Genomic DNA, 26,020 nt, shown 5'->3' on the forward strand with positions numbered 1-26,020 from the left:
CGGTGGCTGTCGAAGACACGAGTATTGGCGCAGGAGCGTAATCTCGCAACGTGGGCGAAGTCACCGCGTACCTTGAGACGATCGACGGCGTCGATCGGGATGCCCTTGAGCGCGTCTACTCGATCGCCCGCGCCATCGTTCCCGAGGCGGTGGAGGGAACCAGCTACGGCATGGCCGCACTCCTCTACCGGGGCAAGGGCCTCGTCGCCACGCTACGCACGAAGAACTTCCTGTCGCTCTACCCGTACAGCGGCACGGTGGTGACGGCCGCGGGCGACGCGTTGGCCGGATTCGAAACCACCAGCGGCAGCATCCATTATTCGGCCGACCACCCGCTGCCGGATGCCGCCGTGCGGCGCATCGTTCAGGCGCGGCGCGCGGAGATCGACGCGAAAGCCCGCTAGTCCGTCAGATTGCCGAGCACTGCCGAGGTGAACTGACTCGTGGTGGCTGTTCCGCCCAGATCCGCGGTGCTCACGCCGGCGGCAATCGCGGTTTCGAACGCGGCCGTCAGCTGCGCGGCCGCGGCGTGCTCCTCGAGGTGATCCAGCATCATCGCACCGGCCCACATCGCCCCGACCGGATTGGCGATGCCTTGGCCGGCGATGTCGGGGGCCGAACCGTGCACCGGCTCGAACATCGACGGGTGGAGCCGCTCCGGATTGAGATTGGCGCTCGGCGCGATGCCGATCGACCCGGCCATGGCTGCCGCCAGGTCAGAGAGGATGTCGCCGAACAGGTTCGAGGCGACGATGACATCCATGCTGTCGGGATGCAGCACCATCTTCGCCGCGAGGGCGTCGATGAGCACGCTCTCGAGCCGGATGGCCGGATGCTGGTCCAGCGTCTCCCGGACGACCTCGTCCCAGAACGGCATGGTGTGGATGATCCCGTTGGACTTGGTCGCTGAGGTGATCTGGTGGCGCCGGCTCTCGGCCAGGCGGGCGGCGTACTCCACGATGCGAGAAATGCCCTTGTGGGTGAAGATGGCCTCCTGAACGGCGGTCGCGCCGGTTCCGGCGCCGAAACGGCCACCGATCGCCGAGTACTCGCCCTCGGAGTTCTCCCGCACGATCATCAGGTCGATCGGCGATTGCGCGACGTGCTTCACGCCGGCCAGCGTGCGTACCGGTCGGAGGTTCACGTACTGATCGAATTCGCGCCGGATCGGGATCAGCATTCCCCACAGGGTTTCGGTGTCGGCGATCTCCGGGTCGCCGACCGCACCGAGGAAGATCGCGTCGTAGTCGGCCAGAGTCTGGATGGCATCCGTCGGCATCATGCGCCCATGCTGCTTGAAATACTCCGAGCCCCAAGGGTAGTGCTCCCACTCGATCGCGAACTCGCCCCGGTCGCTGAGCCGGTCGATCACCTCGATGGCGGCGGGGATGACCTCGAGTCCGATTCCGTCGCCGGCGAGTACCGCCACGCGATGGCGACGATCTGCGGTTGAGTTGGTCATTGTTCTCCTTCTTGCCCAGTCTGACTCGTGTCGCGCGGGTCGGCGGGAGAATCGACGAGAGCAAGATCCGACAGCAGGCCGACCTGAAACCGGTTGGTCATCGTGCGAGACGCGAACTTCCACGCGTCGCCGACCAGAACGAACACGTCCTCATATTGTCCTACAGCGGTGGGGCCGGCGAACGTCGACGGCACCGTGAAGCCTTCCCCGGCGAAGTAGAAGGTGAAGTAGGAGATGCCGGTGGCATGGGTTTCGTCGATCACCTCGATCACGATGTTGGTCGTGATGTGCTGGGCCAGGATGCGAGTGTTTTTGCGGTCGTAGTAGGCCTTGATCTCGTCGCGCCCTCGAAGCGCACCGCCGACGACGGCATTCTCGAACACCGCGTCGTCCGCGAAACAGGCCACGAGTTCGTCGTGCTGGAACCGGTCGACGAAGATGTGCGCGCGGGTCACCAGCTCTGTGCAGGCCTGCTTGATCAGAAGCCGCTCCAACTCGGTCACTTCGAGCCTCCTTGGGTTCGGGCCCAGGCGGGCGTCCGGCGCTCGGCAAACGCCTGCATTCCCTCTCGCGCTTCCTCGCTGGTGAACAGTGCGGCCGACTCGGCGGTCATGTCGGCGATAGCCCGGGGCATGTCCACCGCCCGCAGGACGCGGGACAGCCGTTTCGTCGTGACCTGCGCCATCGGGGCGGCTGCGGTCAGCGTGGGGATGGTGGTCTCGGCGGCGACCACGCCGGGGGACTCTGCAACGGAGGTGACCAGCCCCAGGCTGAGCGCGTCCGTGCTGGTGAACGCCTCACCGGAAAGCAGCCAGGGGAGGAGCCGACGAACCGGGATACCGGGCAGCGTCAACGCCATCACCAGCGCAGGAGCGACGCCGACTTTCGTCTCGGAGTACGCGAAGGTGGATGCCGGGGAGGCGATGACGACGTCGCCGCAGGCCAGCAGTCCCATCCCGCCGCCGCGGACGGCGCCGTCGACGGCGATGACAACCGGTTTCGGATAGTCCCACAGCGTCAGGAACAGGTCCGCGAGCATCCGGGAGTGCGAGTCGTCCTCCGGGCCGTGCGCGCGACGCTCCCGAAGGTCGACACCGGAACAGAACGACGTTCCGGTGTGCGTCAGGAACAGGCCCCGCCCGGGGCCGGAGGCGCTCGCGGCGATCCGCGACTGTAGCTCCTCCATCAACCGCAGCGACAGGGCGTTTCGGCTGGACGGCACATCCAGGATCAGCGCGTCGAACCCGCCGACCTGCGCGGTGCGAAGCAGTTCGGTCATGACTGCTGCTTTGCCGGAGCCGAGTCGTAGTCGAAGAACCCGTGGCCGCTCTTCTTGCCCAGCCGGCCGTCGCGCACGAACTGCTCGAGGATCTTCGGCGGCGAGTACTGCGACGAGCCGGTGCGTTCATACATGCTGCGCAGGTTGTTCAGCCGAACATCCAGGCCGACCAGGTCGGCCAGTTCCAGCGGGCCCATCGGATGCCCGTATCCGAGGCGCATCGCCTTGTCGATGTCGGCGGCCGACGCCACCCCCTCGTCCACCATCCGCATGGCCTCGGTTCCCAGCAGCAGCCCCAGCCGGCTGGTCACGAACCCCGGCACGTCGTTGACGACGACCGGATCCTTGCCCAGCGTGCTCGCCAGCGTAAGCGCGTCGTGCAGGGTTGATTCGCTGGAGGACTCGGCGGTCACGATCTCCACGAGCTGCATCTTGTGCGCGGGGTTGAAGAAGTGCATCCCGATCACCCGGTCCGACCCGTCGCAGGCCTCCGCGAGGCGCGCGATGCTGATCGTGGAGGTGTTCGTGGCCAGCAGGGTTCCCTGGCCTGCCGCGCGGGCCAGACGATGGAAGATGTCGATCTTCAACGGGAGGATCTCCGGAACCGCCTCGATCACGCCCGACGAGGTGGCCACCGCCTCCTCGAGGTCGGTCGCCAGGGTCAGTCTGGCGAGGACCGACTCCGTGTCGTCCCCGAAGGCGCGCCCGACTCGCCGCGCGATCGCGGCTCGGGCGCGCTCCAGTGAACCCGGATCGACGTCGACCACGGTGGTGGCCAGTCCGGCTGACAACGCTGCGGTGGCGATTCCCTGCCCCATCGTGCCGCCGCCGATGACGGTGATGGGCCCCGTGAAGGCGAGCTCGCCGCTCATCGCGCGGCCTCCGTCTCGCTGCGCTCGCTGAACGCCTTGCGAAGCGCGTTGCGGTCCACCTTTCCGGTGGTCGTGCGTGGCAGCGAGGTCACGTACAACACCGTGCGCGGGTACGCGTGGGCTCCGACCTTCTTTCTGACCTGATACTGCAGCGCCTGGGTCAGCGCATCTGAGCCGTTTTCGCCGTCGACGAGTTGTGCATAGGCGGTGACCACCTGACCGCGCACGGGATCGGGAATCCCGATCACGGCGCATTCGGCGACGACCGGGTTGAGCAGGATCGCAGCCTCGACCTCGGCCGGCCCGATGCGGTATCCGCCGCTTTTGATCAGGTCGTCGGCGCGACCGTGGAAGTAGATCTGGTGCCGGTCGTCGGTGTGTCCGACGTCACCGGTGAGCAGCCATCCGCCCCGGATCTTCTTCTCGGTCGCCTCCGGGTTGTTCCAATATCGCAACATGCACACCGGATCGGTGGTGCTCACCGCGATCTCGCCGGCCACACCGGGAGCGCACTCGTGGAGGTCGGGGTCGAGGATCGCGATCGTGTGCCCGGGGTAGGCCCGGCCGAGGCAGTCGCGGTCCAGCGCGCCGAGCACGTCGGAATGACCGATGAGGGCGTTGGCCTCCGTCTGCCCGAACGCATTGTTGACGCTGATGCCGAGTTCGCCCCGCGCCCAGTCCGCCAGTTCCGGCTCGACCGCCTCAGCGCCCAGGATCAGGCTGCGCAGGCGCAGCGTGGCCGCCACCGCGGGGGTCAGCTTCCCCGAGCGGTACAGCATCCGCAGGGCGGTGGGCGGGAACAGCCCGACGGAGACTCCGCACTCCCGCATGATCTCGATCGTGCGCTCCGGATCGAGGCGGGTTCCGCGGTAGGCCACCACCGTCATGCCGCGCGCCAACGGCACGAGCAGACCGAGCAGCAGACCGCCGGCCCAGGCCCAGTCGACCGGGCTGTAGGCCACGTCGTCCTCCCGAACATGGTCCAGCGCGAGGTCGGTGGCGTGGTGGCCCAGGAGCACGCGATGGCCGTGAAGCACGCCCTTGGACTTGCCCGTCGTGCCGGAGGTGTAGAGCAACAGCCCTGGGGTGTCCGGCCGGGTCGGGAGGAAACCGCCGGCCGGCTGCGGCCCGGCCATCAGCTCCTCCATCGACTGGATGTCGTCCCGGGCCTCGGTGGTGATCGGGATGGCGCCCGCCTTGCGGGCGAAGTCGACCTCGGGCCGTGAGCCGGAGGAGATCAAGACTTTCGGGGCGCTGTCGGCCAGCCGGTGGACCAGGGCGTCCTCGCCGAGCACGTTGGAGATCGGCACGACGATGGCGCCGATCCGCAGGATGCCCAGCACGGCGACCGCCATGTCGATGCTCTGCGGGAGCTTCACCGCCACGCGGTCTCCCGGCGCCACTTTGAGCCTGCCGAGGCCGGCACCGAACCGGGCCGAGCGCTCGTTCAGCTCACCGTAGGTCACCTGCTTTTTGGTGTCCCCGTCGATCGCGATCACCGCCGTCTTCGCCGGGTTGCTTCTGAGACAGTCCGCGGCGATGTTGTACTCCGAGATCGCCGGCCAGACGAACGCGCTCTCAGCCTCGGTCCAGGACCGGGTTTCGGGGTGGGCGAGATCAGCGAGTCCGATCATTTCTTCTGTCCTTCCTGTAGTCGCGCGATGAAGTCGGCGGAGAAGCCGAGTTCATCCAGCACTTCGGTGGTGTGTTCGCCAAGCCCCGGAGGTGGGAGCCGTACCGCGCCCGGAGTGCGCGAGAGGTGCACGGGCACGCCGGTCACCTTCAGCGGACCGGTGTGGTGGTTCACGTCGACGACCATGCCGTTGTGGTTGACCTGGGGGTCGGCGAAGACCTCGTCATAGTCGTTGACCGGCCCGACGATGACGTCGTGCAGCCAGAGGTGATCGAGGGCCTCCTGGCGCGGCATGGTGGCCAGGAATCCCGCGATGATCGTGTCGAGTTCGTCGCGGTTGGCCACGCGGTCGTCGTTCGTGGCGAAGCGGGGGTCCGCCGCGAGGTCCGCCTGGCCCAGCGCGTTGCACAGGTTCTGGAAGAACTTATCGTTGTAGCAGGCCAGGTGCACGTAGAGACCGTCGGAACAGGCGAACGCGTTGTACGGCGCGTACCAACCGATCGAGTTGCCGCTGCGAGGCTGTTGCGTCCCCATCAGGAAGTACTGGCCGGTGTACGGCGCTTGGATATGAATCAGCCCGTCGATCAGCGAGACGTCGACCTGCTGGCCAAGACCGGTGCGCTCCCGTGCCCACAGGGCGGACATCGCCCCGAAGCCGGCGAGCAGGGAGGCCACCGCATCGCCGACGGGCGGGCCGGCCTTCAGCGGTCCGCTGTCCGCGAAGCCGGTCACCGCCATCATCCCGGTGAGCGCCTGCGCCACCGGGTCGATGCCCGGCCGGCCGGCGTAGGGGCCGTCGGCCCCGAACGACGACAGCGACACGGAGATGATCCGCGGATTCTGCGCGGCCAGAGTGGCGTAGTCGAGGCCGAGACGTTTGCGGGCGGTCGGGCGCAGGTTGTCGACGACTACGTCAGCCCATTGGACGAGTCTGGCCAGAACCTCCTTGCCGTCGTCGGTTCTGAGGTCGACGGCGATGCTGCGCTTGTTGCGGTTGACGCCGACGAAGACTCCGCTCTCGGTACCCTTGCGTGGGCCGATCCGCCGCGTCTCATCGCCGTTCGGCGGCTCCAGCTTGATGACATCCGCCCCAAGGTCGCCGAGGAGGGTGGCGCAGTAGGGGCCGGCCATCATCGAGGCGGCGTCCAGGACATGGATTCCGGTGAGTGCGGTCATGTCCGGTTCTCACATCACTCTCAGGCCGAGTTGTCCGGCGACGATGTTGCGCTGCACCTGGGAGGCACCACCGGCAACGGTGGCGATGACCGAGTCAGTGTAGTGCATGGTCAGCGGATGCTCGTCGATGTATCCGTAGCCGCCGTGCAACTGCATGCAGTAGCGTGCGGCATCGGCGTACAGTTCGGCGGAGGCGATCTTCGCCATCGAGGCCTCCTTCGTGTACGGCAGTCCGGCATCCGCCAACTCACCACCGCGTTGCACCAAGAGCCGCGTCGACTCCGCCCGGGTGAACAGGTCCACCAGCACGTGAGCCACGGCTTGAAAGCTGCCGATCTGGCGTCCGAACTGTTCGCGTTCCTTCACGTGCCGGAGCGTGTCGTCCAGCACCTGAAGGGTTGCTCCGACGAATCCGGCACTGATGATGAGCCGCTCGATCGGCAGATCCGCACCCAGCTGTTGCCAGCCCCTGTTCACTTCTCCGACGAGGTCATCGGCGGGAATTTCTACGTCGTCCAGGAAGACCTCGTAGACGCCGGTGATATTACGGCCCATGGTCGGAAGCCGGCGCAGAGTCACCCCGGGGGCGGTCGGGTCCAGCAGAAACATGCTGATACCGTGCTGCTTCTTCACGTCGCTGTTGGTGCGCGCGTACAACTGGATGGTGGTGTCGGGAAGCCCCGCCGCCTCACAGAAGGTCTTCTGGCCGTTGACGATGTACTTGTCGCCCTCGCGCCGCGCGTTGGTGAGCAGCGATGCGGCATCCGAGCCGGCTTCGGGCTCCGTGACGGCAATCGACAGGCGCCTGCTGCCGTCCATGAGGGCGGGAATCAGCGATTCCTTCTGCTGCGCCGAGCCGTTCGCCACGATGGTTCTCAGCCCCGAGGCCGTCAGGCTGAAGCAGGCCACGAGGTCGGTGCTGCCCCGCCCCAGCTCCTCAGCGACAACGAGCAGGTCACTCTCCAACCCCCCGGAGCCGCCGTCGGCCTCGGGAATGCCGATCCCGTACCAGCCCAGGGCGGCGATGCTGTCGAAGACATGCTTGGGGTAGGAGCCTTCCCTGTCCCATTGCAGGCAGCGCCATTCGTCGCATTCCTTCTGCACCAGGCTGCGTACCGACTCACGAATGAATTCGCGTGTCTCTTCGGCTTCGGATGATAGTGCGGTCACGGGTTGGTCCTCTTTCTGGTGTGCGAATACGGCGATGATTGCCCGGAGTCCGAGCGCCGCCGAAGCGAGTGTGAGACGGCTGCCAGCGAGTGGCGCGGCCTGGTTGCTAGGTCGGCGGCAAAGCGCCAGGTGTGTTCTGTCAACAAGTCGCGATCGGCAAAGGAACGAGTCGCCCAGCCCCATTCGAGTGCCTGCTGCGCCGTGAACAGACCACCACCGAACACGATTTCAGTGGCCCGCATGGGCCCGACGATGTCGATCAGACGGTGCAGAATCGGCTCGGGAAGGCGCAGGCCTTTGGTGAGCTCAGGGATGCTGTAGACGGCTTGTTCGGTGGTGAAGCACAGGTCGCACGCCATGGCCAGTCCCCAGCCGGCGCCAATCGCGGCGCCGTTGACCGCAGCGATCGTGGGCTTGGCGAGCGTGCGCAGTTGGCCGAGGACGGCCACGATGAGCTCGACCCTGGCCAGGCTTCGCTCCGCGGCCGGCTTCGGGCCGAACTCCTTCAGGTCGGCGCCGGCGCAGAACACCGTGCCACTCCCGGAGAGCACGACCGCGTGGATGGCGGGCTCGTTGTGGATGGACGCCAACTCGCGGTCCAGAGCCAGCAGGAGTTCCATCGACAGCGCATTACGGCTTTCGGGTCGTGCCAGTTCGAGCCAGGCGACGCCGTCGCGGTTGACTCTGGTGAGAACCGTCATGCGTGCACAACCCCGCTCGCCGAATCAGACACGACACCACAGTGGAGCAGGGCGAACAGGATGAGGTTGTCTGATGACTTCCCACGACCTCTGACCGCGGAGTCCGGCCGCACCGCTCCGCGCCGAACGCCGAGAACTAAAGGTGAGCGCGGCATTGTTTTGTGGCCTCCGAGAGCGAGCCCGCCAGCGTCAAGAATGCGCACAACACAGCTTCTTTCTCGTTTGGCATATCGGTCAGACATCATATAACCGTGAAAGTTTTCTGCTGTCAACCCTTGACTCATCAGACAACTCGTAATAGCGTCGGCGCATGAACAAGAGATTTCACTCGGTTGTCTCCACGTCCTCCAAGCCCGTGATCCGGGTTCACAGTGTCTTTCTCTTCGCTCATTCTGAATGCCCTGAACACTGATGGCGCCCGTTACGGCGCCGTATTGCCCACACGAGTAAAGGTGAAAAGCATGACATTTCGAAAGACACTGACCGGGCTGGTCGTCCTCGCCCTGAGCGTGACCATCGCCGGTTGTAGCACCACCGCCACGCCGCAGAAAACACCAGCCGGCAACGATGACCCAGTGCGGGTCGGATACATCTCCTATGGCGAAAGCACGACCTACGTGCACACGATCACCAAGGGCATCGAGGATGCTGCCAAGAAGAACAACGTGGACGTCATCGTCTGCGACTCGGCGCAAGACGCGGAGAAGGCACTGCAGTGCGCCATCCGGTTCAAGCAGCAGAACGTGCAGGGGATCATCAACTACCAGGGTGATGCCACCGCCGCCGAGCGAATCTGCGCTCAGGGGCCGGACGTGCCCGTCATCGCCATCACGGTGCACCAGAAGCCCTGCGAGACGTCGTGGACCGGGGCCGACAACGCCGTGGCCGGAAACATCGCAGGCAAGGCGCTCGGCGAGTACTTCAAGTCCAAGTTCAACTGCGAATACGACGCCTTCGTGGCCGTCGAGGTGACCGCTACCGGCAAGGCCGGAATCGATCGCATCGGCGGATACAAGGATGGATTCTCCTCGGTGTGCGGCGACATCAAGAACCTCAAGGCCTTCGATTCCAAGGCCGATGCCCAGATCGCCCGCTCCAACATGACGGACATTCTCACGTCGCTGCCGAACGCCAAGCGAATCATCATCGTCGGCATGGCCGACGGCCTGGTGCTCGGTGCGATCTCCGCGGCTGCCTCAGCGAACCGCCTCGACCAGGTCTACGCATCCGCCCAGGGCCTGGACGCAAGCGGGGTCTGCGCGATGAGGAAGTACCCGGACTCCTGGATCGGCGACACCGCCTACTTCCCCGAGAACTACGGCAACGTCGTCATTCCGGCGATCATGAAGGCGATCAAGGGCGACAAGCTCCCCGAGGTGCTGCCCGCAAAGGCGGAATTCGTCACCCCCGCCACGGTCGACAAGTACTACGCCGACGTCAAGTGCTGACGGATCTGGGAACCCCGGCTGAGCGCTAGCCGGACAACACGGGGTATGGGCGGGACGCCACCGGCATCCCGCCCACACCCCGGAAACACCTCGTGAGACTGCAAGAGAAGGGATTGGTCAGATGAGCATCGACACCGCCGTTGATGGCGACATCGCACCATTCGTGTTGCACGCCCGCAATATCCACAAATCGTTCAACGGCGTCGAAGTGCTGCACGGCGTGGACCTCGACATCGTCGGGGGGCGCACGCTGGCCCTGCTCGGGGAGAACGGCGCCGGAAAATCCACGCTCGTGCGGGTGATCGCAGGAGATCATCGTCCGGATGCCGGCACCCTGGAGGTCAACGGCGAGACCAACCGGGGGTTCGACCCGATCACTGCCAAGGCGGCAGGCGTGCGGATGGTGTTCCAGGAATTCACCGACGCACCGATGCTCAGCGTGGCCGAAAACATCAGTCTGGGGCGCTGGCCCGCCCGGCACGGCGTGGTCAGCTGGCCGAAACTGCGCAGGCGCGCGGTCGAGATCCTCGACGACCTGGAGGTGGACCTGGATCCGGACGCCCTGGTCGGCACCCTGCGGGTGGGGGAGCGGCAGATCTGTGAGATCGCCCGCGCCCTCGCGGACAACGGCAAATGCCTGATCCTCGACGAACCCACGGCGGCGCTGTCCTCCAGCGAGTCGGAACAGCTGTTCGGCAACATCCGGCGGCTGCAGGCCAAGGGCGTCGCGATCATCTACATCACCCACCGCCTGGACGAGGTGGCGAAAATCGCCGACGACCTGGTCGTTCTTCGTAACGGCGAGGTGACCCTCAGCGGGGCCGTGGCCGGCACATCTCGCCGTGAGATCGTCACCGCGATGGTCGGGCGGCAGCTCGACGACGTCAGAAGGCCGGACAACGCGGGGGAACTGGTCGAAAGCGGGCCGGCGTTGGCGCTCCGAAACGCTTCCAGCTCGCCGGCTTTCGACGGCGTGCACCTGGATGTGAGACCAGGCGAGGTGGTGGCGCTGTACGGAAAGATCGGCAGCGGCATCGCGGAACTGGCCGATGCCGTGTTCGGCATGCGGGCGATGGATGGCGGAGAACTCGCGATCGCCGACTCTCCGGCGAGGTTCGCTCATCCGCGGGCCGCGATCGAGGCCGGAATCGCATATCTGCCGGGTGACCGGCAGCGGCAGGGCGCATTCATGAACCGACCGGTGACCGAGAACCTCGCTGCCGCGTCCTGGTCGCGATTGGCTACCGGCGGTGTGCTGACCGAGCGCCGGGAACGCGGCGTCTTCCAGCGATGGCAGGACCGCCTGCGAATCGCGCTGAGCGACGCCGGCCAGCCCATTGCCACCCTTTCCGGCGGCAACCAGCAGAAGGTGCTGCTCGCTCGCTGGCTGGAACGGGGCTCCAAGGTGCTCGTACTCGTGGAGCCGACCAGGGGCGTCGATGTCGGATCCCGCCAGGACATTTACCGGGTGATCCGGGAGCAGGCAGCCGCCGGTGCGGCGGTGCTGATCGTCACCAGCGACCACGAGGAAGTCGTCCAGGTGGCCGACCGTGCGGTCGTCATGGTTTCCGGCCGCGTCACGAACGAACTCGCTCCTTCCGACATCACCACTGAACGACTCATTGACGAAGCCGCCGGCTGATGAACACTACGAAAGATTTGAACAACATGGCCAACTTCTCCAACACGGGCAAGACAACTTCTCCCGACCTCTCACTTCCCGGCGGCACCCGGACCAGCGGGGCCACGGCCGCCCGAAGAACCCGCTGGAAGTTCCCGGAGGTAGGCGTTCTGGTCCTGGTGCTGATCGCACTCTGTGTCTACTTCTCGGTGACGTCGCCGTACTTCTTCGCCGGCGGAAACCTGATCAGCATCCTCGAGGCCAGCGCGATTACCGGCATCATCGCGATCCCGGGAACGATGCTCTTGATCGCCGGTCAGTTCGACCTGTCCGTCGGTTCCGCCACGGCGTTCTGCGGCGTCATCATGGCCTCCTTGATCGGCGACCACGGCGCCTTGATCGCCGTGCTGGTCGCGCTGGCCGCCGGTCTGCTCATCGGCCTGTTCAACGGGTTCCTGGTCACCATCGTCGGGGTCAACGCGCTGATCACAACGCTCGGAATGCTCGCCGTGCTGCGCGGCCTGGCGTTGGTTCTGGCCGGCGGTCAGACCGTGTCGTTCAGCGGCTTCGAAGAACTCGGCATGAGCCGGCCGCTGCTGGGCATTCCGCTGCCGGCCCTGCTGTTCATCATCCTGCTGATCCTGGCGGCGCTGATCATGCGCTTCACGGTCTTCGGCCGCTCGCTCTACGCCGTCGGCTCCAACCCGATCGCGGCGCGACTGACCGGCATCCGGTCACGCTGGGTGCTGATCGTCGCCTTCGTCGGCTCGGGCCTTGCCGCGGCGCTCGCCGGGATGATCCTCAGTTCCCAACTCGGCGGCGGATCACCGAACGCGGCCAGCGGCCTGGAACTGTCCGTGATCACCGCGATCATTCTCGGCGGCGCCAGCCTGCACGGTGGTCGAGGAACGATCCTGGGCACGCTGGTCGGTCTGCTCGTCATCGCCGTGCTCAACAACGGACTGGTGCTGCTGGGCATCAGTTCCTTCTATCAGGACGTGGCCAGAGGCACGCTGCTCATCGCGGCGATCAGCTTTGACCAGATCCGCGGACGTTTCATGCGGCGGTCCCGGTGATGTGACTGCTGGAGGCGCGGTGTGATCCGCGCGATTATTTGATTATCAATCGACGTTGGAGCAACTCATGACTAATTCTCTCGGCACGCACGCGAACACCCGGTCGGGTGAGCGCATCGATGACCCCGCATCAAGCACCACCGCGGCGCCTCCGGTGTTCGCCCAGAGGACCAACGGCCGCTCCCAGGGCGTCACGGAACGAGTCGTGGACGAACTGAAGTCATACATCGAGTCCAACGACCTGAAACCCGGCGCCAAGCTGCCCCCGGAACGGGTGTTCATCGAGCAACTGAACGTGAGCCGGTCCTCGCTGCGGGAAGCCCTCCGCATCCTCTCGACAATCGGGATGGTCGACGTGCGGCACGGCGACGGAATGTACGTGGCGTCCACGAGCGAAACAGTCACCGCCAACTCGGCGGCGATCTTCGACGCCACGGAGCAATACGCCCTGCGGAACCTGATCGAGACCCGCATGGGGATCGAACTTGCCGCGGTCACCGCCGCCACGGAGCGCGCGTCCGACGAAGACCTCGAGGGGCTTGCGCAGTTCCTCGACGATCAGGAACGCGAACTGGCCGAGAATCCGAACTTCAGCTGGGAACCGCTCGGATTCGAAATGGCCATCGTCGAGTTGACCGCGAACAGCTGGCTGTACGACGTCGAGTCGATGCTTCGAGAGGCATGGATCGGACTGTCGAGCGGTCTGCGCACCAGTGTCGGCCGGCACCACGAGTGGCAGGCGGAACACCACGCGATCCTCGCGTCCATGCGGTCCCGCAACGTGACCCAGGCGCAGCGGCTCGTCATCGCCCATCTCAGCCTCGAGCGGTTCGAGGAAGACATGGAACGGCGGGCGAATCGCTTGAAGAAGTCCGCCAAGCGCGCCAAGCGCAAGTCCAAGGAAGCAGGAAAGGTCTCATGAGCACGGTGGATGAACGGCAGGACTTCGCAAGCTACGAGCTGTTCATCGACGGTTCGTGGGAACCCTCGAGCGATGGCCGGAGAATCGAACGCACCAGCCCCAGCGACGGACGGCTGATCGGAAGCTACGCACGAGCCACCCTCCAGGACGTCGACCGTGCCGTCGCCGCAGCTCGTCGGGCCTTCGACGACCGGGCGTGGGCCACCCTGGCCGCACCGAAACGGGCGGGGCTCCTCAGGAAGATTTCCGAACTGCTCATCGAGCGTGCCGACGACATCGGTCGGCGCATCAGCCTGGAGCTCGGCAAACCGATCGCCCTGGCGCGCAATGAGGTCGTGCTCACCGCCGAGGTGTTCGAGTATTACGCGGCACTCACGCTGGACCAGCGCAGTGACCTCGTGTCCCGGCACACTCCGAGCGCCCTCGGTCTGGTGCTCAAGGAGCCGGTGGGCGTGGTGGCGATGATCACCCCGTGGAACTTCCCACTCCTGCTGCTGTCCTGGAAGGTGGCCCCCGCCCTGGCCGCCGGATGCACCATGGTGGCCAAGCCCGCCAGTTCGACGCCGGGAAGCGCACTGGACCTGGCCGCGGTCATCCGCGACGCCGGCGTGCCGGACGGCGTGTACAACGTGCTCACCGGCAGCGGTGCCGAGATCGGTATCGCCCTCGTCGAGCACGAGGGTGTCGACAAGGTGGCCTTCACCGGCTCGACGGAGGTGGGCCGCACCGTGATGACCTCGGCCGCCGGCACGATGAAGAAGATCAGCCTGGAACTCGGCGGCAAGTCCCCGAACATCATCTTCGCCGACGCCAACCTCAAGCTCGCGGTCCGTAACGCCTACTGGGGCATCTTCCTCAACACCGGCCAGGCATGCCAGGCCGGCAGCAGAGTGCTGGTTCAGCGTGAGATCCACGACGAATTCGTGGCCGCGCTGGTGGAGATGACGAAGAAGAGCAGAGTCGGCGACCCCCTCGACGAGCAAACCATGATCGGCCCGCTCGTCGACCAGGGCCAGCTCAACACCGTGATGGGCTACATCGACCAGGGGCTTGAGAGCGGCGCGGTTCTGGTCGCCGGCGGCAAGCGGCTCGCTGGCGACCTCGAGAAGGGGCTGTTCGTGGAGCCGACCATCTTCGACGACGTGGATCGAGGTGCCTCGATCTTCCAGGAGGAGATCTTCGGCCCGGTCCTGTCGATTACGACGTTCGACACCATCGACGACGCGGTGCGGCTCGCCAACGATTCGTCGTTCGGCCTGGCCGCCTCGATCTGGAGCTCGAACATCGACACCGCGATCAACACCGCGAAGCGGATCCAATCCGGCACAGTGTGGATCAACGCGTACCACGATGCCGGATTGCCGTTCGTGATGCCGATGGGCGGATACAAGGGCAGCGGAATAGGCCGTGAACTGGGCCGGGAGGGACTCGATCAGTACTACGAGACCAAAGCGGTTCACATCCGGCTCGGGAAGGACTGACAAAGAGGACAGTCGCTTTATTCCGCACACCAGCCGCACATCATCAGCACGTCACTAATCCGTTGGAGAACCAAATGCAGACCATTGAACAACAAGCGCAACTAGCGTCCAAGACCTCGACCATCGAACGCATCGAGGTCATTCCGATCCGAGTGCCACTGGTCAAGAGATTCCAGGGCAGCCACTACTCGATGACCAACCGGTGCACGATCGTGACGCGCTTGTACACCGACGACGGACTGGTCAGCGAGGTGTACAACGGGGACACGGATGCCGAGCAGGACGTGATCGTGGGGATCATCCGGAACGAGATCGTGCCGCAGCTGATCGGACGCAACGCGTTCAACATCGAGGGTTGCTGGGAGGCGATGCTGCCGCCGACCTACGACATTCTGCGCGACCGGTCGCTGGCGCTGCAGGCGATCGCCTGTGTGGACTCGGCCCTGTGGGACGTCGTCGGCAAGGCCGTCAACACGCCGCTGTACCAGTTGTGGGGCGGCTACCGGGACTCTCTGCCCGCGATCTGCATCGGCGGGTACTACAGCGACGACCTCGATGACGTCGCCCGGCAGATCGAACAGTACAAGGAGCTCGGTTTCGCCGGCTGCAAATTCAAGATCGGACGGCTGTCGCCGGAGGATGACGCACACCGCACCGAGCTGGCCCGCCAGGCCGCCGGAGACGATTTCGTTCTCATGGTCGATGCCAATCAAGGCTTCACCCGGCGGGAGGCCATCCGGTACGCGCGGCTCACCGAACACCTGGACATCCGGTGGTTCGAAGAGCCGGTGCAGTGGCTGAACGACCACCTGTCGATGCGGGACGTCCGACTCACCTCGGGCATGCAGGTCACCGCCGGCCAGAGCGAAGACTCGCGCGCCGGGCTTCGCGACCTGATCGCCTCCGGAGCGGTGGACGCCTGCAACGCCGATGCCAGTTGGATCGGCGGCCCGAGCGAATGGCGCAGAGTGGCGGCTGTGGCGTCCATGTACGAAGTGGAAATGGCCCACCACGAAGAGCCCCAGATCTCCGCTCACCTGCTCGCCTCGATCGCGCACGGCACCTACCTGGAAACGTTCTCTCCGGACCGCGACCCGCTGTTCTGGAACATCATCGCCAACCGCCAGGAATTCAAGAACGGCGACTACGCCGTTCCGCAGGGTGCCGGCTTCGGACTCGAGCTGGATTGGGACTACGTGAACCGGTACCGCTCGGAACGCTCCGAATGACCATCGGAAACGGGATCGCCGTCGTCGGGACGGGGGAGTCGGATCGGATCGGCGACGTGCGTGACAAGTCGGCGATGCAGATGCACGCCGAGGCTGCCGCGAACGCGTTGGAGAACGCCAATCTGGCTCTGACCGATGTTGATGCGCTGTTCACCTGCGGCGTCGACTTCATGCCGACGCTCATGGTTGCGGAATATTTGGGGCTGAAGCCCAAGTATTCCAGCAGCAATTCGATTGGCGGTTCCTCCTTCGTCGCCCACCTGCACGAGGCGGCACGGGCGATCACCGCCGGGTATTGCGAGGTGGCGCTGATCACCCACGGTGAGACCAGGCGCTCGAACCGCAGGCGCGGCGTGTCGGTGCGACCGGCGCACGATGACCCGTGGCTGCCGGACTGGCAGTGGGAGCGCATCTACGGTGTGCAGTCGCCGCCCGCCGCCTACGCGCTCGCCGCGACCCGGCACATGCACCAATACGGCACCACGAGCGAAAACCTCGCCGAGATCGCGGTGGCGACCCGGGCGTGGGCCAGGCTCAACCCGATGGCGTTCAAACGCGATCCGCTCAGCATCGACGACGTGATGTCGTCGCCGTGGCTGGTCTATCCGTTTCATCCGCTGGATTGCTGCCTGGTCACCGACGCCGGCGGTGCGGTGGTGCTGACGTCGACCTCGCGCGCGCGCACGCTGGGAGTGCCGGTGGTGGAAATCCTCGGTTCCTCCGTGGCCCACACCCATTACGGAATCTCGCAGATGCCCGACCTCTGCGTCACTCCGGCGGCGCAGACCGGCGCAGAAGCGTTCCGGCAGGCCGGGGTGACGCCGGCGGATGTCGATGTCGCGCAGCTTTACGACTCGTTCACCTATACCGTGCTGGTCACCCTGGAAGACCTCGGCTTCTGCGCCAAGGGCGAGGGGGGCGACTTCGTCAGCGGGCAGCGGACCGCGCCGGGCGGCGAATTTCCGCTCAACACCAGCGGCGGCGGACTCTCCTACAACCATCCGGGCATGTTCGGCATGTTCCTGATGATCGAGGCGGTGCGGCAATTGCGCCAGGAATGCGGAGAGCGTCAGGTGCACAACCCGGAGATAGCGCTGGTGAACGCCATGGGGGGCTATCTGTCCAGTGCCGCCACGGCGATTCTCGGGAGGGTCTGACATGGCCGACATCCAGAGCTTGCTCGCACCGTCGATCTCACCAGCCCCCGAAGCCGCACCGTTCTGGGAGGCAGCGGACCGCCATGAACTGCTGCTGCCCTTCTGCGGCACGTGTGAGCAATTCTTCTTTTACCCGCGGACGCTGTGTCCGGTCTGCGGCTCCAGAGACGTGCAATGGCGTCCTGCCTCGGGACGCGGCCGGCTCTATACCTTCTGCATCCAGTACCGCAATTCGGTGCCGGGGCTGGAAAAGGCTGTGCCGTTCGTGACCGCGATGGTGCAACTGGACGAGGGCCCTCGGCTTATGACCTTCCTGATCGGAATCGAGCCGGATCCGAAGGCCATCGTGTGCGACATGCCGGTGGAGCTGGACTTCCTCGACCTTCACGGCGGGCACAGTCTTCCGGTTTTTCGGCCAGCGCGTAGTTCTTAGCGTGAATTTGTCGTGGGGTTTAAGGAGTGTGGAATGAAGATTGTTGTCCTCGTGAAACAGGTTCCGGACACCGGGGACGAGCGAAGACTCGATCCGGCATCCGGGAGGCTCGATCGCAGCGCCGGCACCGTCGTTCTTGACGAGATCAACGAACGTGCCCTCGAGGCGGCGCTGAGCTACAAGGATTCCCATAAAGACACCAGTGTGACGGTGCTGTCGATGGGGCCAGAAGGCGCGAATGGGGCCCTGCGCACCTGCTTGGCCATGGGCGCCGACGCGGCCGTCCACGTCGTCGACGACGGCCTGGCCGGTGCGGACCTCGTGCGCACGTCGGTGGTGCTGGCCGCTGCGGTGACGCGTCTCGACTTCGATCTCGTCATCGCGGGGAACGAGTCGACGGATGGCCGAGGCGGAGTGGTTCCGGCGATGGTCGCGGCACACCTTGGCGTGCCGATGCTCGGCTCTCTCAGTTCGGTCGACATCGACGCGAGCCAGGTGAGCGGAGAACAGGGAACGGAATACGGTTCGGCGAGCCTTCGCGCGAGCTTGCCCGCGATCATCTCGGTCACCGAGGGTTTTGCCGAGGGACGGTTTCCCAGTTTCAAGGGGATCATGACCGCGAAGAAGAAGCCGCTGACGAAGGTGCCGCTGTCCGAGCTGGGCATCGATCCGGCGGCGTTCGATCAGGTGGGCCGCTCCAGCGTGTTGTCCACCCAGGAACGACCAGCTCGTGTTGCGGGCACGAAGATCATTGATGCCGGCGAGGCGGGGGTGGAGCTCGCCGAGTTCCTCGCCTCGCGCCGATTGATTTAGAGGAGCTCTGCGTTGTCGAACGTTCTGGTTTTCATCGAAGTTTCAGCCGCTGGGGTGCTCAGGGAGACCGCCAGGGGGTCGCTCGCCGCGGCTGAGCGGCTTGGCACTCCGGTCGCCGTGGTCGCGGTGGCCCCCGGCGGCGGCGCCGGGCTGGTCGACGAGCTCGGCGCGCTCGGCGCGGCCCGGGTCCACGTCGCAGAGTCGGAGCAGGTGGGCGTGCTGCTGACCGCACCTCAGCTTGCTGCTCTGGAGGCGGCGGTGCGGGAATTCGAGCCCGTCGCGGTCGTCATTCCCAGCTCGGTGGAGGGCCGTGCCGTCGCCGCGGGTCTTGCCGTGCGTGTCGGGGGCGGACTCGCGGTCGATGTCGTGGATGTCCGTTCCGACGACGGCCGGATCGTCGCGACGCACTCGGTGTTCGGCGGGAGTTACCTCGTGGAGTCCGTGATCGCTGCGGGGTTGCCGGTCGTCGTTGTCCGTCAGGGGGCGTTCGAGGGCCGGGCGCCCGCGGCGACAGCGGTCGTCACCACGGCGCCGATCACGGTCGGCACCACCGGTTCTGCGGTGATCGACTCTGTCGATGACGCGTCGGTAGTGTCGGGCCGGCCCGAGTTGCGCGGCGCGGCCAAGGTGGTCGCCGGTGGCCGGGGACTGGCATCCAAGGAGAATTTCGCGCTGGTGGAGCAATTGGCCGATGCTCTCGGTGCGGCAATCGGTGCTTCCCGCGCGGCAGTGGATGCGGGCTATGTTCCGCAGACCGCTCAGGTGGGGCAGACCGGAACGACGGTGTCGCCGCAGCTCTACATTGCGCTGGGCATCTCCGGCGCCATCCAGCATCGAGCCGGAATGCAGACGGCGAAGACGATTGTCGCGATCAACAAGGACGAGAGCGCGCCGATCTTCGACGTCGCGGACTTCGGGGTGGTGGGTGACCTGTTCACGGTGGTGCCGCAGCTGATCACGGCGATCGCCGCCCGCGGCAGGTAAGCGGTGCCGACGACACCGGACTCGTGGCCCGCGCGGGCGTTGGCGAACAAGTGGGTGAAGATCGCGGGGGCCGCAGCGCTGGCCTTGGTGGTCTTGCTGCTGGTGGTGCTGGTTGCGAAGTGGATGCGGGGCCTTCCCGCCGTGCAGTCGTTCATGGCCGACTACCCTGGGCACTCGCCGCTGCCGCCGGAGGCTCCGGTCGGGATTCCGAGCTGGCTGGGCTGGCAGCACTTCCTCAACATGTTCTTCCTGGTGCTGATCATCCGATCGGGCTGGCTGGTGCGCTCGACCGCCCGGCCGAGTGCGCACTGGACGCGGAGCAATTCGCGCCGGATCCGTACCAGGAATCCGCCGAAGAAGATCAGCCTCGACCTGTGGTTTCACCTCACACTCGATGCGTTCTGGATGGCGAACGGTGTGGTCTTCTACGTCCTGATCTTCGCCACCGGTCAGTGGCTGCGCCTGGTGCCGACCCGGTGGGACGTGTTTCCCAATGCGATCTCCACCGGCATCCAGTACGCCTCGTTGAACTGGCCGACCGACGACGGGTGGGTCAACTACAACAGCCTTCAGGTGCTGGCCTATGGTGTGACGGTGTTCGTGGCGGCTCCGCTGGCGATCGTCACCGGGCTGCGGATGTCGGGAGCCTGGCCGAGGGACCTGGCCAGGCTCAACAAGGCCTATCCGATCGAAGTGGCGCGGGCCATCCACTTTCCGGTCATGCTCTATTTCGTACTGTTCATCATCGTGCACGTCACTCTGGTGCTGGCCACCGGCGCTTTGCGTAATTTGAATCACATGTATGCGGCGCGCGACGACGATGGTTGGGCTGGTTTCTGGTACTTCGCGGCGTCGCTCGTGGTGGTCGTGGGCGCGTGGGTTGCCGCCAGGCCGGTCCTGTTGCGCCCGGTGGCCTCGCTGATGGGTAAGGTCTCTCGCTGAGCGCTTGAGCGTGGACGCCTACCGGCTCTGGCCCGCTCGATCGCGGGTGGTGCGCCGGCGCGCAGCGAGAAACTCCTCCCAGGTGCGGTGCCCCGTGCCATGCTCTGGTGCCAGGTTGGCGCCGGCGCGCAGTGCCCGCGCGGCCGTACCGGGCATCCACAGCGGGATGATCAGCCGGTGCCGGTTCGTGACGTGCAGGTACTCACGGATCAGGTCAGCCATCGGATACACCTTCGGCCCGGCCAAGTCCGGGACCAGGCCGGCCGGTTCGCCCAGGGCGAGTTCGACCAGTCGCGCCGCTACCTCGTCAGCGTCGATCGGCTCGAACCGGAAGCCGATCACGGCCGGCATCACCGGCAATTTGGCCAGCGCCCGCACCACGGTCAGAATCAGGTCGTAGAACTGGGTGGCACGCAGCGTCGTGTACGGCAGGCCGGAGCCGGCCACCACCAGTTCCGCGGCGCGCTTCGCGGCGAAGTAACCGAACATGGCATTATCGAGCGGGCCGGACACCGGGATCCGTTCCGCGCCGACCACGGAGATGTAGACGAGGTGGCCCACACCAGCCTTGGACGCGGCCCGCACCAGGTTCCTGGCCTTGTCCTCGTCGCCCTTGGCGCTACCCGCACAGTGGATGATCGTCGCGACGCCGGCGACCGCGGCGTCGATTCCGTCGCCGGTGTCCAGATCGCCGGTCACGAATTCGACGCCGTCGCTCGGCGCATGGCTGTGCCGGCTGAGGACACGGACGTCGTGGCCGGCGTTCCGCAGGCGGCGTAGCACGTGCCGTCCGAGCGTGCCGGTACCGCCGGTGAGCAGGATGGGTGAGGTCATGATTCCTCCGAGGTAGTGCTTACTTGTAGAAGCCTTCACGCAGGTTGATGCCGTGTTCCAGCCAGACCTTCATGGCGGCCAGCATGCCGGTCCAGCCCTGGCAGTTGCCGAACGCGTTGGTTGCCCCCTCGGCCGTTGGCTTCCACGATGATTCGGTGATGGACACGAGGGTTCGGGTGTCGTCATCGACGGGTTCGAACTCGAAGGTGGTTGTGGTTGTGCCGTCCTGGCTGGTGGTCGCCTTGCCGGCCCATTGGATGACGATCCGTCGTGGCGCGGAGGCGTCGAGCACGGTGACGGGAAAGGCCCCGGGGAAGTCGTGGAAGTCCCAGGTGACCTCGGAGCCGGCCTCCAGGCGACCGTGCGCGCCGCCAGTGGTGAAATACTTCGACAGCTGCCCCGGATCGGCCACCGCTTCGTACACTTCGGCGCTCGGCCGCGCGATGCGCCCGGAGACGGTGAAGGTCAGTTCCGTGAGTGACTCGTCGGTGTCCATATGGCAATTCTGACGCGATTGCGGTGCACGTGCAGCGCTCTGTGCCGACATCCGCGGCATGCCGCACAATCGTGCGCTGGATTCACCTGCGGCGAGGAATCGCTGGACGTTGGGAGGCGGCATTCGACGAACCATGGCCTTGACCCTGAAACTCGGAAGAGTAAGGTCAAGGTCCACCGTGACCCCCGTCGACCAGTGGGAGTGGTGAGGATCGGCAGGTAAGGATGAAATACAGTCCCCCGGTTCTGAACCGGCAACGCCCGCTGCCGTTCTGGGTATCGATGAATGGCGTCCGCCACTCCGTTCTACGAACTGCTGCCCTCCTCCGAGCAGGCCATATTCACCTTCCCCGCAACCACGTGGGGGAGCAGGTGCGATTCGCCGACGGAACCACCGCATCCGTCTACCGGGAGAGCGTCGTGGACCGGAGGCCTCCGGCACGACCGGCCGTGCTCTGCGTGGAGTTCCGGCTACGACTGGTGCGCGGCCTCGGACACACACTGTTCCGTTGGGAAAGCCTGCTCAACACCCCGTTGTTCATCGGCTTTCCCGGATTCGTGTCGAAGCTCTGGTTGAGACACGACTCGGACGGCTTCTACCGCGGCATCTATCAATGGGACGGCCCTGCCCGGGCCGAGGCGTATGCGCGCGCCCTCTGGCAGGTGCTCGCCATCGGTTGCGTTCCCGGTTCGATTCACTACCACGTCGTGCCCGATCGCGAGCGTGACGAGTTCTTGAGAACGCACCAACGCGAGGATGGCGGCGAGGAGTGGTGGAGACCGGTGGCCATCACAAGCCGGGATGCGTAGCTGGCACCGCGTCAACCGTCCATCGCGTCAAATCGTCCACCGCCTCAATCGTCCACCGCCTCAATCGTCGACCCAGAACCCGCGTCCCCCCAGCCAGGTGTCGTAACCGCTGCGGAAGTCGCTCATCGACGAGGGGCTGCGCGAACCGAGATAGGAGCCCAACACCGCGGCCCCGAGGTCTCCGAGCTCCGGGGCGACGACCCGGCCCGAGACCCGGTTGGCCATGCGATCCACGAACCGTGCCAGGCCGGGATCGTTGCCGAGCCTGAAGAAAGTGGTCTGGGCCCCCAGCCGCATCGAGTTGTCCAACTCGGCGAAGGTGTGCGCGATGGTGACCGGATGCGGCGGGTACGAGAAGGTGACCTCGCCGTCCGCCTCGAGATGGGAGGTCGGCTCACCGTCGGTGACGATGAGCAGCACTGGCTGCGCGTTCGGATGCTTGCGGAAGTGCCGGTTGGCCAGCAATAGCGCGTGGTGCAGGTTGGTGCCCTTGTGCCATCCGGTGTCCATCGCCGTGAGCCGCTCGATGTCCATCACCTCGGCGTACCGCCCGAAGCCGATCAGCTGCAGGAAGTCGCCGCGGAACCGGGAGCGGATCAAGGTGTGCAGCGCAAGCGCGGTCCGCTTCATCGGAACCCAGCGTCCATCCAGCGCCATCGAGAACGACGTGTCCACCAGCAGCGCGACCGCCGCCTGAGTGCGCGCCTCCGTTTCGGCGATCTCGATGTCATCGATCGCGATCAGCGGACCGCTACCGCCGGCGGCCCGACGCAGCACACCGCCCAACACCGTGCGCGGGATGTCCCACGGCTCGGTGTCGCCGAACTCCCAGGCGCGAGTGGCGCCGGATGCCTCGCCCGCGGCTCCGGCCTGGTGCAGGTCGCGCTGGCCCTGGCGCCCGGACATCCGCTTCGCGATGTCGCGCAGCAGCGCCTTGCCCAGCTGCCGCATCGCCTTTGGCGTGAGCTTGAGCTGCCCGGCCGAGTCCCGGCGCAGCGTACCGGACTCGCGCAGCGCCTTCTCGAGCTCCCGCAGGGTGCGCGCGTCGACGACGGCCTGGTCGCCCAGCTGGCGGGCCAGTTTGTCGAGATCAATGTCATCCATCCTGGCGCCGCCGTAGGACTGCGAGAGTTGCTCGGTGAGGTCGTCCAGGTCGGCGAGATCCTGCATCACTCCGGTGGCATCGCCCAGTCCGAGACCCTGTTCGCCTTGGAACCGCTCCGAATCGCCCCAACTCTCGCCCGGTCGCAGCGCCTGCAGGTTCGCGTCGAGTTGCGCCAGCGACTGCGTCAGCTGCGGTGACCCGAACGCCTGCGCCGACAGCTGCAGCAGTTCCTCACGCTGCTCGGGGCTCATTGAGTTGAGCATCCGCTGCGCCGCCGCCGAGCGCTGCGCCAGGGTGTCGATGAGCTCGTCGATGTTCTGCGGGTTCTCGGGGAAGAAGTCCCCGTGCTTGGCCATGAAGTCGTTGAAGTCCTCGGGGCTGTCCTCGCCGCGCCGATGCTTGTCCAGCAGTTCGTTGAGGTCGTCCAGCATCTCGCTGACCGCGGCGCGATCCTCGTCGGTGGCGTTTTCGAGCGCCTGCTTCATGCCGGCGAACCGCTGATCGAGCACCTCCCGGCCGAGGAGATCCTTGATCTTTTCGTAGTCCTCACGGGCCTGAGCGGATTTCCACTCGTAATCGCTGAGTTCGCTCACCGCGGCGGCGGTGGAGGACGGCAGGTTCTCCAGCCGCATCTGTGCGAAGGCTCGCTCGGCGTCATCCATGTTCACGTCGCGGGCCAGCTGCTTGCGCTCCTCGAGCACCGCCTTGTCGAGAAGCTCCTTCACCTCCTGCAGCGTGCCGGACAGGTTGTGCCGCTGCAGCAGCTGCCGCCGCCGCTCGGCCACCCGGCGGGAGAGGTCGTCGAGGCCGGCCTGATTGCGGCCGCCCCGGCGGAGGAACTCCTGCATCGACCGCTCGGGGGAGTAGCCGGCCATGACGTTCTCACCGATCGCATCCAGTGCCTCGGCGATGTCCACCGGGGGAGCGAGCGGGTCGCCGCCCTCGTAGCGGTGGAATCGGATCTGTGGCTTAGCCATAAACCGTATCGCTCCCGTCCGTCTCCTTGCCGATCTTGCGTGCCAGGTAGAGGCCCTCCAGCGCGAGCTCCAGCGCGGCGGCCCGCTGCCCTGGGGTCTGCGCGTTAAGCCGATCCCAGACATCCTCGTACAGCTCGGACTCGCCCAGCAGCGGCAGTTCGGCCAGGAAGTCCCGCGCGGTGACCTGCACGCCGGTGGCCACGGTCACGCCGTGTTCGATCGCCTCCACCAGCGGCCCGAAATCCAGGCCGCGGAAGTGCTCGCGCACGGTGTCCGCGGTGGCGGTGCGCAGCAGGTGGCTGAGCACCTCGCTCTCCCGGCCCTCCTCGCCGGTCTCGAATTCCACCTTGCCGCCGAGCACGTCCACGGCGGAGTCCAGGTCGACCGGGCGGGCCACGGCCTCGGCCACGGCCTCGTCCTCCTCCTGCATCGCGGCGCGGTGCAGGGCGGCCGCCGCCAGCGTCTCGGCCGCGGCGATGGCGAACCGGGCGCTCACGCCGCTGCGCTGGTCGACCGCGGTGGATTCGCGCAGATTGCGGGCGAACCGGGCCAGGATCTCGATCAGGTGGTTGGGCACGTCCGCCACCAGACCCGCCTCCTGACGGATTACCGCGACCTCGGCGTCGAGTTCGATCGGGTAGTGGGTATGGATTTCGGCGCCGAACCGGTCCTTGAGCGGGGTGATGATCCGGCCGCGGTTGGTGTAGTCCTCCGGGTTGGCGCTGGCGACGATCAGCACGTCCAGCGGCAGCCGCAGCACGTAGCCGCGGATCTGGATGTCGCGCTCCTCCATCACGTTCAGCAGTGCGACCTGGATGCGTTCGGCCAGGTCGGGCAGTTCGTTGATCGCGACGATGCCGCGGTGGCTGCGCGGAACCAGGCCGAAATGGATGGTCTCCGGGTCGCCGAGCGAGCGACCCTCCGCCACCTTCATCGGGTCGACATCGCCGATCAGGTCCGCGACGGAGGTGTCCGGGGTGGCGAGCTTCTCGACGTACCGCTCGTCGCGATGCCGCCAGGTCACCGGCAGAGCATCGCCCAGCTCGAGCGCGCGGCGCCGGGACGCGTGGGTGATCGGGTCGAACGGATGCTCACCCAGTTCGGAGCCGTCGATCACCGGAGTCCATTCATCGAGCAGACCAACCAGGGTGCGCAGTAGCCGGGTCTTGCCCTGGCCGCGCTCGCCGAGCAGCACCACGTCGTGCCCGGCGATCAGTGCCCGCTCGAGCTGCGGAATCACGGTGTTTTCGAAGCCGTACAGACCAGGCCAGGGATCCTCGCCGGCCCGTAACTTCTCCAGGAGATTGTCGCGGATCTCGAGGCGCAGCGGCTTCTGCAGGTGGCCGGAGGCGCGAAGCTCACCGACGGTGCTGATGCTGGGGATTTGGCCCATGGTGCTC

Annotated in this window: 25 protein-coding genes; 13 read left to right on the plus strand and 12 right to left on the minus strand. The window is 66.1% G+C overall.

Annotated features, from left to right (window positions below; translation table 11 throughout):
- Positions 1-50: 50 nt before the first annotated feature.
- Entirely contained in the window at positions 51-404 is a 354-nt protein-coding gene (locus ABFX56_RS14120) for an iron chaperone (protein WP_346233996.1), read from the plus strand.
- Here ABFX56_RS14120 and ABFX56_RS14125 read toward each other — a convergent pair.
- The 8 genes from ABFX56_RS14125 to ABFX56_RS14160 are packed head-to-tail and all read right to left on the minus strand — an operon-like array spanning position 401 to position 8,293.
- Positions 401-1,462 (minus strand): tartrate dehydrogenase, encoded by a 1,062-nt coding sequence (locus tag ABFX56_RS14125; RefSeq protein WP_346233997.1) that lies wholly within the window; start codon positions 1,460-1,462, stop codon positions 401-403. The two genes, ABFX56_RS14120 and ABFX56_RS14125, sit on opposite strands and share 4 nt — an antisense overlap.
- Positions 1,459-1,965 carry a nuclear transport factor 2 family protein gene (locus ABFX56_RS14130; protein ID WP_346233998.1) on the minus strand — a complete coding sequence of 169 codons (507 nt, stop codon included), beginning with the start codon at positions 1,963-1,965 and terminating at the stop codon, positions 1,459-1,461. The genes ABFX56_RS14125 and ABFX56_RS14130 overlap by 4 nt, the downstream gene beginning before the upstream one ends.
- Complete coding sequence (locus ABFX56_RS14135; RefSeq protein WP_346233999.1) at positions 1,962-2,741, minus strand: enoyl-CoA hydratase-related protein; 780 nt, start codon at positions 2,739-2,741, stop codon at positions 1,962-1,964. The genes ABFX56_RS14130 and ABFX56_RS14135 overlap by 4 nt, the downstream gene beginning before the upstream one ends.
- Complete coding sequence (locus ABFX56_RS14140) at positions 2,738-3,613, minus strand: 3-hydroxyacyl-CoA dehydrogenase family protein (RefSeq protein WP_346234000.1); 876 nt, start codon at positions 3,611-3,613, stop codon at positions 2,738-2,740. Before ABFX56_RS14140 ends, ABFX56_RS14135 begins: the two co-directional genes overlap by 4 nt.
- Positions 3,610-5,247: an acetate--CoA ligase gene (locus tag ABFX56_RS14145; protein ID WP_346234001.1), complete on the minus strand. Its 1,638-nt coding sequence runs from the start codon at positions 5,245-5,247 to the stop codon at positions 3,610-3,612. Before ABFX56_RS14145 ends, ABFX56_RS14140 begins: the two co-directional genes overlap by 4 nt.
- Positions 5,244-6,422 carry a CaiB/BaiF CoA transferase family protein gene (locus ABFX56_RS14150; protein ID WP_346234002.1) on the minus strand — a complete coding sequence of 393 codons (1,179 nt, stop codon included), beginning with the start codon at positions 6,420-6,422 and terminating at the stop codon, positions 5,244-5,246. Before ABFX56_RS14150 ends, ABFX56_RS14145 begins: the two co-directional genes overlap by 4 nt.
- A gap of 9 nt (positions 6,423-6,431) precedes the next feature.
- The gene (locus ABFX56_RS14155; RefSeq protein WP_346234003.1) at positions 6,432-7,592 is read right to left on the minus strand and encodes an acyl-CoA dehydrogenase family protein; all 1,161 of its coding nucleotides are present in this window, start codon (positions 7,590-7,592) and stop codon (positions 6,432-6,434) included.
- On the minus strand, positions 7,589-8,293 hold the full coding sequence (locus ABFX56_RS14160) for an enoyl-CoA hydratase/isomerase family protein (protein ID WP_346234004.1): 705 nt from the start codon (positions 8,291-8,293) through the stop codon (positions 7,589-7,591). Before ABFX56_RS14160 ends, ABFX56_RS14155 begins: the two co-directional genes overlap by 4 nt.
- Before the next feature lie 461 nt (positions 8,294-8,754).
- On the opposite strand from ABFX56_RS14160, the gene ABFX56_RS14165 reads away from it, so the two are divergent.
- From ABFX56_RS14165 to ABFX56_RS14215, 11 genes are all read left to right on the plus strand, one after another.
- A complete protein-coding gene (locus ABFX56_RS14165) occupies positions 8,755-9,741 on the plus strand; it encodes a sugar ABC transporter substrate-binding protein (RefSeq protein WP_346234005.1) in 987 nt (328 codons plus the stop codon).
- A gap of 121 nt (positions 9,742-9,862) precedes the next feature.
- Entirely contained in the window at positions 9,863-11,383 is a 1,521-nt protein-coding gene (locus tag ABFX56_RS14170) for a sugar ABC transporter ATP-binding protein (protein WP_346234006.1), read from the plus strand.
- Positions 11,383-12,438, plus strand: a complete 1,056-nt coding sequence (locus tag ABFX56_RS14175; protein ID WP_346234007.1) for an ABC transporter permease — start codon at positions 11,383-11,385, stop codon at positions 12,436-12,438. Before ABFX56_RS14170 ends, ABFX56_RS14175 begins: the two co-directional genes overlap by 1 nt.
- A 67-nt stretch (positions 12,439-12,505) precedes the next feature.
- Positions 12,506-13,360: a FadR/GntR family transcriptional regulator gene (locus ABFX56_RS14180; RefSeq protein ID WP_346234008.1), complete on the plus strand. Its 855-nt coding sequence runs from the start codon at positions 12,506-12,508 to the stop codon at positions 13,358-13,360.
- Positions 13,357-14,841, plus strand: a complete 1,485-nt coding sequence (locus ABFX56_RS14185; protein ID WP_346234009.1) for an aldehyde dehydrogenase family protein — start codon at positions 13,357-13,359, stop codon at positions 14,839-14,841. Before ABFX56_RS14180 ends, ABFX56_RS14185 begins: the two co-directional genes overlap by 4 nt.
- A 74-nt stretch (positions 14,842-14,915) precedes the next feature.
- Positions 14,916-16,070: a mandelate racemase/muconate lactonizing enzyme family protein gene (locus tag ABFX56_RS14190; RefSeq protein WP_346234010.1), complete on the plus strand. Its 1,155-nt coding sequence runs from the start codon at positions 14,916-14,918 to the stop codon at positions 16,068-16,070.
- Positions 16,067-17,227, plus strand: a complete 1,161-nt coding sequence (locus ABFX56_RS14195; protein ID WP_346234011.1) for an acetyl-CoA acetyltransferase — start codon at positions 16,067-16,069, stop codon at positions 17,225-17,227. Before ABFX56_RS14190 ends, ABFX56_RS14195 begins: the two co-directional genes overlap by 4 nt.
- Before the next feature lies 1 nt (position 17,228).
- Positions 17,229-17,660 (plus strand): Zn-ribbon domain-containing OB-fold protein, encoded by a 432-nt coding sequence (locus ABFX56_RS14200; RefSeq protein ID WP_346234012.1) that lies wholly within the window; start codon positions 17,229-17,231, stop codon positions 17,658-17,660.
- Between the two features lie 33 nt (positions 17,661-17,693).
- A complete protein-coding gene (locus tag ABFX56_RS14205; protein ID WP_346234013.1) occupies positions 17,694-18,473 on the plus strand; it encodes an electron transfer flavoprotein subunit beta/FixA family protein in 780 nt (259 codons plus the stop codon).
- A gap of 12 nt (positions 18,474-18,485) precedes the next feature.
- Positions 18,486-19,457, plus strand: coding sequence for an electron transfer flavoprotein subunit alpha/FixB family protein (locus ABFX56_RS14210; protein ID WP_346234014.1), 972 nt, complete (start codon positions 18,486-18,488; stop codon positions 19,455-19,457).
- 39 nt (positions 19,458-19,496) lie between these two features.
- A complete protein-coding gene (locus ABFX56_RS14215) occupies positions 19,497-20,399 on the plus strand; it encodes a cytochrome b/b6 domain-containing protein (RefSeq protein WP_346234127.1) in 903 nt (300 codons plus the stop codon).
- Between the two features lie 18 nt (positions 20,400-20,417).
- Here ABFX56_RS14215 and ABFX56_RS14220 read toward each other — a convergent pair whose 3' ends face one another.
- Positions 20,418-21,233, minus strand: coding sequence for an SDR family oxidoreductase (locus tag ABFX56_RS14220; protein ID WP_346234015.1), 816 nt, complete (start codon positions 21,231-21,233; stop codon positions 20,418-20,420).
- 19 nt (positions 21,234-21,252) lie between these two features.
- A complete protein-coding gene (locus ABFX56_RS14225; protein WP_346234016.1) occupies positions 21,253-21,729 on the minus strand; it encodes an SRPBCC domain-containing protein in 477 nt (158 codons plus the stop codon).
- A gap of 371 nt (positions 21,730-22,100) precedes the next feature.
- On the opposite strand from ABFX56_RS14225, the gene ABFX56_RS14230 reads away from it, so the two are divergent.
- Positions 22,101-22,538, plus strand: a complete 438-nt coding sequence (locus tag ABFX56_RS14230; RefSeq protein WP_346234017.1) for a hypothetical protein — start codon at positions 22,101-22,103, stop codon at positions 22,536-22,538.
- Positions 22,539-22,598: 60 nt separating this feature from the next.
- Here the strand turns inward: ABFX56_RS14230 and ABFX56_RS14235 are convergent, their stop codons facing one another.
- Together ABFX56_RS14235 and ABFX56_RS14240 are read right to left on the minus strand one after the other, a co-directional pair.
- A complete protein-coding gene (locus tag ABFX56_RS14235; RefSeq protein WP_346234018.1) occupies positions 22,599-24,620 on the minus strand; it encodes a VWA domain-containing protein in 2,022 nt (673 codons plus the stop codon).
- Entirely contained in the window at positions 24,613-26,013 is a 1,401-nt protein-coding gene (locus tag ABFX56_RS14240) for a sigma 54-interacting transcriptional regulator (RefSeq protein WP_346234019.1), read from the minus strand. The genes ABFX56_RS14235 and ABFX56_RS14240 overlap by 8 nt, the downstream gene beginning before the upstream one ends.
- Positions 26,014-26,020: the final 7 nt, after the last annotated feature.

This window comes from Parafrigoribacterium mesophilum (assembly GCF_039652555.1).
GTDB lineage: Bacteria > Actinomycetota > Actinomycetes > Actinomycetales > Microbacteriaceae > Parafrigoribacterium > Parafrigoribacterium mesophilum.